The organism is Devosia sp. (genome assembly GCF_017307565.1).
In the GTDB taxonomy this organism is placed as follows: Bacteria; Pseudomonadota; Alphaproteobacteria; order Rhizobiales; family Devosiaceae; genus Devosia.
In genome coordinates, this window is the sequence record NZ_JAFKHD010000230.1 from 1 (window position 1) to 7,947 (window position 7,947).

The 7,947-nt window shown below is 61.0% G+C and carries 10 protein-coding genes; 7 read left to right on the forward strand and 3 right to left on the reverse strand.

The features are described 5' to 3' along the window. The 5 genes from repA to J0I64_RS07585 all read left to right on the forward strand — a co-directional run. A partial coding sequence (gene repA / locus J0I64_RS07565) for a plasmid partitioning protein RepA (protein ID WP_291406986.1) occupies positions 1-914 on the forward strand: 914 nt, incomplete at its 5' end. Further along, a complete protein-coding gene (gene repB, locus J0I64_RS07570; protein WP_291406987.1) occupies positions 911-1,924 on the forward strand; it encodes a plasmid partitioning protein RepB in 1,014 nt (337 codons plus the stop codon). The genes repA and repB, both read left to right, overlap by 4 nt. 215 nt (positions 1,925-2,139) lie before the next feature. Next, positions 2,140-3,474: a plasmid replication protein RepC gene (repC, locus tag J0I64_RS07575; RefSeq protein WP_291406988.1), complete on the forward strand. Its 1,335-nt coding sequence runs from the start codon at positions 2,140-2,142 to the stop codon at positions 3,472-3,474. A gap of 80 nt (positions 3,475-3,554) precedes the next feature. Then, on the forward strand, positions 3,555-3,944 hold the full coding sequence (locus J0I64_RS07580) for an antitoxin Xre/MbcA/ParS toxin-binding domain-containing protein (RefSeq protein WP_291406989.1): 390 nt from the start codon (positions 3,555-3,557) through the stop codon (positions 3,942-3,944). After that, positions 3,941-4,459 (forward strand): RES family NAD+ phosphorylase, encoded by a 519-nt coding sequence (locus J0I64_RS07585; RefSeq protein WP_291406990.1) that lies wholly within the window; start codon positions 3,941-3,943, stop codon positions 4,457-4,459. The genes J0I64_RS07580 and J0I64_RS07585 overlap by 4 nt, the downstream gene beginning before the upstream one ends. A 91-nt stretch (positions 4,460-4,550) precedes the next feature. On the opposite strand, the gene J0I64_RS07590 is transcribed toward J0I64_RS07585, so the two are convergent. Then, positions 4,551-4,802: an aldo/keto reductase gene (locus tag J0I64_RS07590; RefSeq protein ID WP_291406991.1), complete on the reverse strand. Its 252-nt coding sequence runs from the start codon at positions 4,800-4,802 to the stop codon at positions 4,551-4,553. Between the two features lie 30 nt (positions 4,803-4,832). Between J0I64_RS07590 and J0I64_RS07595 the strand changes: the two genes are divergently transcribed. After that, positions 4,833-4,985 carry a hypothetical protein gene (locus J0I64_RS07595; protein ID WP_291406992.1) on the forward strand — a complete coding sequence of 51 codons (153 nt, stop codon included), beginning with the start codon at positions 4,833-4,835 and terminating at the stop codon, positions 4,983-4,985. A gap of 73 nt (positions 4,986-5,058) precedes the next feature. Here J0I64_RS07595 and J0I64_RS07600 read toward each other — a convergent pair whose 3' ends face one another. Beyond that, the gene (locus tag J0I64_RS07600; protein ID WP_291406993.1) at positions 5,059-6,243 is read right to left on the reverse strand and encodes an MFS transporter; all 1,185 of its coding nucleotides are present in this window, start codon (positions 6,241-6,243) and stop codon (positions 5,059-5,061) included. A gap of 26 nt (positions 6,244-6,269) precedes the next feature. Further along, on the reverse strand, positions 6,270-6,929 hold the full coding sequence (locus J0I64_RS07605) for a metalloregulator ArsR/SmtB family transcription factor (protein ID WP_291406994.1): 660 nt from the start codon (positions 6,927-6,929) through the stop codon (positions 6,270-6,272). A gap of 86 nt (positions 6,930-7,015) precedes the next feature. Between J0I64_RS07605 and J0I64_RS07610 the strand changes: the two genes are divergently transcribed. Then, the gene (locus tag J0I64_RS07610; protein WP_291406995.1) at positions 7,016-7,780 is read left to right on the forward strand and encodes an MBL fold metallo-hydrolase; all 765 of its coding nucleotides are present in this window, start codon (positions 7,016-7,018) and stop codon (positions 7,778-7,780) included. The last annotated feature ends 167 nt before the right edge of the window (positions 7,781-7,947 follow it).

Consider the following 7,947-nt stretch of genomic DNA (forward strand, 5'->3'; position numbering starts at 1 on the left):
CTAAGGGGAAGACCTCTTACGTCCCTTGTCGCAAGGAGGGCGAACACCTCCAGGTCATCGCCGTCACCAACTTCAAGGGTGGTTCGGGCAAAACCACGACGGCCACCCATCTGGCCCAGTACCTTGCCTTGCATGGTCATCGTGTTCTCGCCGTCGATCTTGATCCACAGGCATCGATGTCAGCCCTGTTCGGCTATCAGCCCGAATTCGACGTGGCTGACAACATGACGCTCTATGGCGCCATCCGCTACGACGAGCAGCGCCGGCCGCTTTCTGAGATCGTTCGCAAGACCTATTTCGCGGGCCTCGACCTGGTGCCCGGCAATCTGGAATTGCACGAGTTCGAGCACGACACGCCGCGCGTGTTGTCGAGCGGCACGCAGGACGACGACGGCCTGTTTTTCATGCGGGTCGCGAGTGCCTTGCAAAGCGTGGCAGACGACTACGACGTCGTCGTCATCGACTGCCCGCCCCAGCTCGGTTTTCTCACCATGTCGGCGCTGTGCGCTGCGACGGCTGTACTGATTACCGTCCACCCGCAAATGCTCGACGTCGCCTCGATGAACCAGTTCCTGGCCATGACCTCGCAATTGCTGGCAGTGGTGCGCGATAACGGTGGCAATCTCAACTATGACTGGATGCGCTACCTGGTCACGCGGCATGAACCCAATGACGGCCCGCAAAACCAGATTGTGGCCTTCCTGCGTAATCTTTTTGGGGAGCGCGTGCTGACGCCGATGATGGTCAAGTCGACGGCCATTTCTGACGCTGGCCTGTCCAAACAGACCGTCTACGAAGCCCCTCGTGAATCCATGAACCGCCAGACCTACGACCGGGCGCTTGAATCGATGGATGCCGTCAATGGCGACATTGAGAAGCTGGTCCACCAGGCTTGGGGGAGGGCAGTCAAATGAAGAAACCCGACGGCCGCGGCAGGGACATTCTGCAAAGTCTGGTCGCCGCTGGCAAGCCGGGGCGCCCAGAGGATGGATCGCCGTCGCAGACGCGACCCTCGGGAGCCGTCAAGGCCATGAGCCTTGGCCTCGATCGCCTGTCGGCCGAGGCTGCTCAAGCCAAAGTGTTGCGTGAAGAGCTGGCTAGTCGAGAAACGACCCAGGAGCTTGATCCCGGGCTATTCAGTGCCTCGATCGTTTCTGATCGTATTTCTTCGGCGAGCGATGGACGCCTGCAGCAGCTCAAGGCAGCTATTGCCGAAAACGGGCAGCAGATACCTGTCATTGCCCGCCCGCACCCCACCGAAGAGGGGCGCTTCCAGATCGCCGCCGGCCATCGTCGCTGGCGCGTGGCGCAAGAGCTTGGGCTCAAGCTCAAGGCGATTGTTCGGACACTGTCCGACCAGGAAATGGTCATCCTGCAGGGGCAGGAGAATGGGCCGCGCGAGGACCTGACCTTTGTCGAGCGCGCGCGCTTTGCCATGCAGATGGAAACCCACGGTTTCGATCGCGACACGCTGTCGGCTGCCCTCAGCGTCGACAAGCCAGAGATTTCACGCCTGCTCACCGTCGCGCAGGCGCTCGGCGAGGACCTGATCGTCGCCATTGGCCCAGCGCCCAAGATTGGCCGCCCCAGGTGGCTCCAGCTCGTCAAAGGCCTCGAGCCCGTCGGCGCACGCGAGGCGCTCGACGAAGTGTTGGGGTCAGCTGACTTTCAAAGCGGGGACAGCGATCAGCGTTTCGCCATGGCATTGCAGGCTGTCGGGTCAAAGCAGCGCATAGCCAAGCGTAGGCTTGCCTCTCCCGACAGAGTTGCGTGGGTTGAAAAGAAGGGGCGCCAAGTCCGCCTTGTCTCCGACAGCCCGGCCTTCGCTAGCTTTATCCAACAACGCCTTCCCGCACTCCTTGAGGAGTTCGCGGGTAGTGCCGATGCCAAAACAGAGAAACAGTCGAAAGGATCAACCCGCTGAATATCAAACGCTTTTTGTGAATTGTCAGCTGACAATCAGCACTGAGAGCACATGAAACCGGGCAAAGAAAAAGGCCCCCGAAACGACATTCCGGAAGCCCTTCTCAAGAGTGGTATCAAGAGAATCGCACTTCCAGGAATCACAGTCAAGGCCTTCGGGCACTGAGCGTCGATTCGGCGAGCAGATTTCTATTGCCTAGAGATAGGTGAAGAAGGATGCAGACCCATACTGTAACGACGCCCTTTGGGCGGCGGCCGATGACGCTTGGCATGATTGCCAGCCAGGTCACGGCCCAGACTGCGCCGGAAGGCGCGACCGTGCATAAGTGGCACGTCTTTAGGGATATCAAGGAAGCCCGAATTGCGCTGGGCGCCACCGATCGGGCGTTGGCCATCCTCGATGCCTTGCTGTCCTTTCATCCGGAGACGGCGTTCTACGGCGACAGCGCGCTCATCGTCTGGCCATCCAATGAACAGCTCATCGGCCGCGCGAACGGCATGTCGCCCACGACCCTACGTCGGCACCTGGCAAACTTGGTCGATTGCGGCCTGGTCGTCCGCCGGGACAGCCCCAACGGCAAGCGTTATGCCCGCAAGGGGCAGGGGGGCGACGTCGAGCAGGCCTATGGCTTTGACCTGTCACCGATCGTTGCCCGCGCTGTGGAGTTCAAGGAGCTTGCAGAGGCCGTGCGCGGTGAGAAGAAGGCCTACAAGGTCGTCAAGGAACGGCTGACGATATGCCGGCGTGACATCGTCAAGATGATCGAGGCAGCAATCGAAGAAGGCGTTCCCGGCAATTGGGGCAGTGTGCATATCGAGTATCAGGCGATCATCGGCCGGCTACCGCGGAGCGCATCGCGCCAGGTCCTCGAGGTTGTAGCGGCAGAACTGGATGACCTTTGGGCCCAGATACGCGATGTGTTGGAAACATTCGTAAAAACACAAAATATGAACGCCAATGAGTCCCAATTTGAACGCCACATACAGAATTCAAATACAGAATCTAAAACTGAATCTGAAACCGGCTTAGGAGAAAAAAGAGAGGAAGGCGGCAGCGCCGGCGAAACTGACAACCTGCGGCGCTTGCCGAAGCGCGAACTACCGCTTGGCATCGTGCTGGATGCATGTCCGAATGTCCTCTGGCTGACAAAGGGTGGCGGTATCAGCCATTGGCGTGAATTCCTGGCGGCCGCAGAGCTCGCCCGACCGGTTCTCGGGATTAGCCCCAGTGCTTGGGAAGACGCCCAGGTCGCAATGGGTGAGCAGCCGGCTGCGATTACGCTGGCCGCGATCTACCAAAAGTCCGATCAGATCAAATCCCCCGGCGGATACCTGCGAAATCTCTCGGAAAAGGCAAAGGAAGGGAAATTCTCGCCTTGGCCGATGATCATGGCGCTGCTCAGGGCGAAGCTTGACGCTTCGAAGGCAACCGGGGCGGGCATTGCTAAGGCCGAGACCGAACTTGGCGCCGCAAGACGGCTCGATCGCACCGAGAAGCGGCTCGAAATCAGCGAAAGCTTGAGGAGCACCCTGGGTAAGCCAAACCGGTGACCGGCTCTCGCCTTGTAGTTGCGGTTCGGATGCCATATATTGCGCGCACTGGATATGTCATATTCTGGCTGAGGAACATCATGGCTTTGATCGCGAAGATGGCAGACGCGGCAACCCCGCTCATTCTGTCCTACATGGATCCAGCCGGGCAAATTGCGGCTGAGCGTGTTGCGGACGGGTTTGGTATGTCTAAGTCCCAGCTCGCCGAGACCGCGGGACTGGCGCGTGAAACGCTCTATCGCGCGGAACGGATAGGCGCCCCAAAAGCACAGGGCCGTTTGCGCGAAATGCTGGAGATCATCAGCCGGGTCACCGAGTGGGCCGGCGGTAAGGATCAGGCAATGGCCTGGTATCGTGCTCAACCATTGCCGGCCTTTGGCGGGAGAACTGCTGAAGCTCTGGTCAAGGACGGCAAAGCGGCCGCGTTACGGGACTACCTAGACCATATGGCTCTAGGCGGCTTTGCGTGAGGTTTGTCGGCACCTGCTATCGCGCCCATGATCCCCGCTGGTCCTTCAAGCCAACCTCGGGGGAGGGGGCAGCAATTCGTGGGGCTCGGTTCAATCCCAAGGGTGTGCCTGCGCTCTATCTGGGGCTCAGCATCATGACCGCCATCAAGGAAATCAGCCAGGGTCTCCCCCATCGGCTCGATCCGACCGTACTCTGCTCCTATGACGTGGATTGCGATGATGTCATCGACCTGACGACAGAGCAGGGCAGGGCGGCCGCATCCGTTTCGGTCAGCGAGATTGCTTGCGACTGGGCATGGGCCCTCGCCCTCGGAGACCGGCCAGTTTCCTGGGCGATACACGATCGGTTGGTGTCACAGGGCGCCGCCGGCATTGTCGTGCCCAGCTATGCGCCCGGTGCTGACGCAGAAGATCGAAACCTGGTGTTGTGGGACTGGGGGTCGGCTCTTCCACATCAGGTGGAAGTTTTCGATCCAAGTGGCCGCCTTCCGCGCGATCAGTTGTCTTGGCGTTAGAACGGGCGGCGCTGTTGCTCCCCTCGGTTCCGCGTGACCCAAGTGCAGGACTTGCGGGCACCGAACCCCGCATAGCGATGCGATTTTCGTATCAGAACTCTTCGTGGGTAGCTGGATCGGCGTTAAATAGCCGGCCGTCGGCGCGAGTTAGGGCAGAGATTGCCTGCATCTGCTCGTCGTCGAGCTCGAAATCGTAAACCGCTAGATTTTCTGCTCTGCGCGACGGCGTTGCAGATTTCGGAATTGGCAGGACGCCAAGCTGCAAATGCCAGCGCAGCACAATTTGGGCCGGGGAACGCTCGAGTTGGCGGGCAATGGCGACGATTCCCGGTTCCTCCAGCAATGCGCTTCCCTTGCCGATCGGCGTCCAGGCTTGGGTAAGGATGCCCTGCTTTTTATCGGCTGCGCGTTGCTCAGCCTAATTGAAATGGGGATGAAGCTCGACCTGATTGACGCTTGGCGCCACGCCCGTCTTTTCGATCAAGACGTCGAGATAGTCCGGCAAAAAGTTCGAAACGCCAATTGATCGCTCTGACCGGCAGCTTTGGGTCGGCTCATGCAAATTGACACATGGATGAATGGTTCGCGCTAGCCTCATCCTATGCGCGGATTGCGGCGCTCCTCGGCGACATTCGAAGCCAAAGGATTGCAGCAGCGGCTAGGCCCAGCCAGGGTAGAAGCCATACGTTGAGCGCCTGCCACCCAATCGTGTTCTGCAGCACTCCCGCGCTCAGAGACGCCGCCAGCCCGACGATGAAGATGGTGAGGTCATTGGCAGCCTGTGCCTTGCCCTTCTCTGCGGTTGTATAGGTACGGGTTAGCAAGTTGGTGCCGCCAATGTAGAGGAAGTTCCAGCCGACACCCAGGAGGATCAAGGCTGCCGTGAAGGAATAGAAGCCGGTGCCGGAGAGGCTGAAGAGCACGTGGCCCGTCAGCAGCATGATGCCTGCCAGCATGACCTGCAGAACGCCGAAACGGGCGATGAGGGAGCCGGTGAAGAACGATGGGAGAAACATGCCCAGCACATGCAGCTGGATCACGGTCGAGGTGGCCCCTAGGTCGTGTTGGTGGTGCACCATGGCCAATGGTGTTGCCGTCATAGCAAGGATCATGATGCCATAGCCGGTGACGGCGCCGAAGAGCGCGACGAGATAGGTCGGCTGCAGCACGATTTCACGGACGGGCCTTACTGCGGCCCGCTCATCGGCGGTGTCCACGCTCTGCGGGACGTTCACGCCAAGCAGCACACCAATGGCCATGGCCGAAGCGACCGACAGGAACAGGAAGGAGGCCGTGTACGTGGGCTGCAGGAGTTCGCCGCCCCATCGTGCCAGGAGCGGCCCGACGAGGGCTGCCACCACCCCACCGGCAAGCACTAGCGAGATGGCGCGCGGCCTGAAACCGTCATCAGCGACTTCTCCCGCTGCGAACCGATAGAATTGGGCGAAGCCTTGGTAGCACCCCGCCAAGAACGTGCCCACGCAGAGCAGGGTGATAGACGAGGTCGTCATCCCGCCGGCTGCCACCAGACCGCCCAAGGTACCCAAGCTGGCTCCCGTGACGAAGCCGATCTTGCGACCAACGCGTGTCATCCACATCGAAGCGGGAACCGTCGATACAGCCGTGCCAAGGAACATCGCCGCGATTGGCGCTGTTGCCCATTCCGGCGATGGGGCCAGGATGGCTCCGGCCAGGCCGCCAATGGTCATCACCAACACCGAAACGATCTGGAACAGCGCCTGCGCCGTCGCCAGCAGGAGAACTTGTCGGTGCATGGGCTGCATGGCTGCTTCTTCTCTGTTCGGTATGGTTATGACGCTACGGCATTGCCGGCTGCTGCCCATTCAGGCATGCCGTCTTCAAGGCGTCGGGCCCTGAAGCCTTGCACCCGAAGGCGCGACACCGCCTCAAAGGACATGACGCAATAGGCTCCACGGCAATAGGCGACGATGTCCTTTTCGGGGTCGAGCGTGGCCAGGCGGGCGTCGAGTTCGGCAAGCGGCACATTTAACGCGCCGGGAACGTGACCGAGAGCGAATTCGTCGGCGGGCCGGACGTCGAGCACGGTGACCATATCGTCGCGCAGGCGGTCAGACAGTTCCGCGCGGGTGATTGGCTCCAGACTGTCACGCTGGTCGAAATAGCCGCGGACGATCTTGTCCACTTCGGCCAGGTTGTTCTCGGCCACCCGCTGGATCGCCTGCATGGCCGCCAGAACACTGGCGTCAGCCAGCCTATAAACGACGTACTTGCCCTGGCGCTCCGCTGCGACCAGCCCAGCGCGGCGCATGGACTGCAGATGCTGCGAAACATTGGCGATGGGCGAGCCGAGCTTTTCTGCCAGCAGATCGACGCTGCGCGGCCCCTGGCCGAGTTGCTCGATCAGCTCCAGTCGTTGTGGGTGGCCCAACGTCTTGGCGACCAGGGCGAACTGCTCGAACAGGGCCAGCTTGGGTGAAGGACTTGACATCAGCACATCGATCAATAACTCAATAGAATTATTGAATATAACAAACTGGACCGCTCCGCAAGGATTGGTCTTAGCGGAGTTCCATCATGATCCTGCGTCAATTCCTGCATTTCGACCCCGTGGGGGCCTCGTACCTTTTGGGCTGCGGCGGCAAGGCGTCAGCGGCGGTGATCGATCCTATCCGGCCTGTTGAACCCTATCTCGAATCTGCTGCTGCCACCGGGATGAAGATACTCTACGTGATCGACACGCATATCCATGCCGACCACATCTCGTCAGGGCGTGCCCTGGCCGAGGCGAGCGGAGCCAAGTACACCCTGTTCGCGGGCGCCAAGGCAAACTTCGACTTTCATCGCGTGGACGATGGCAGCGTTCTTGAGCTGGGCAATGTCCTGCTCACTGTCATGCACACGCCGGGCCATACCCCGGCCTGCATCGCCTATGTGATCGGCGACGCCGTCTTTGTGGGCGACACCATGTTCATGCCCGATTACGGCACCGCCCGCGCCGACTTTCCCGGCGGCGACGCCCGCGCGCTGTTCCGCTCGCTGCGGCGCATCCTGGAACTGCCGCCCCAGACCCGGCTGTTCATGTGCCACGACTATCTGCCCGCCTCGCGCAGCCATTATCAATGGGAGACGACGGTGGCGGCGGAGCGCCGGGACAATATCCATGCCCATGACGGCGTCAGCGAGGACGCCTTTGTGGCGATGCGCGAAGCCCGCGACCGCACGCTGGATGTGCCGCGCCTGATCCTGCCCTCGGTGCAGGTGAATATGCGGGCAGGCCATCTGCCGCCGCCAGAGGAGAACGGCGTCCGCTACCTCAAGATTCCGGTGAACGCGATATGACGGCCTTCCCCCACGCCATGCCCCTGCAAGGCCTGATGGGCGTACTGCTGATCGGATCGGCGGCGGCCATCATGCTGCTGGGCCTTGGCCGCATCGCGGGCGTCAGCGGCCTTCTGGCGCGCGCCACCGGCTTGTCGGGACAGGGCGCGCCGCGCGGCCTCGCCATC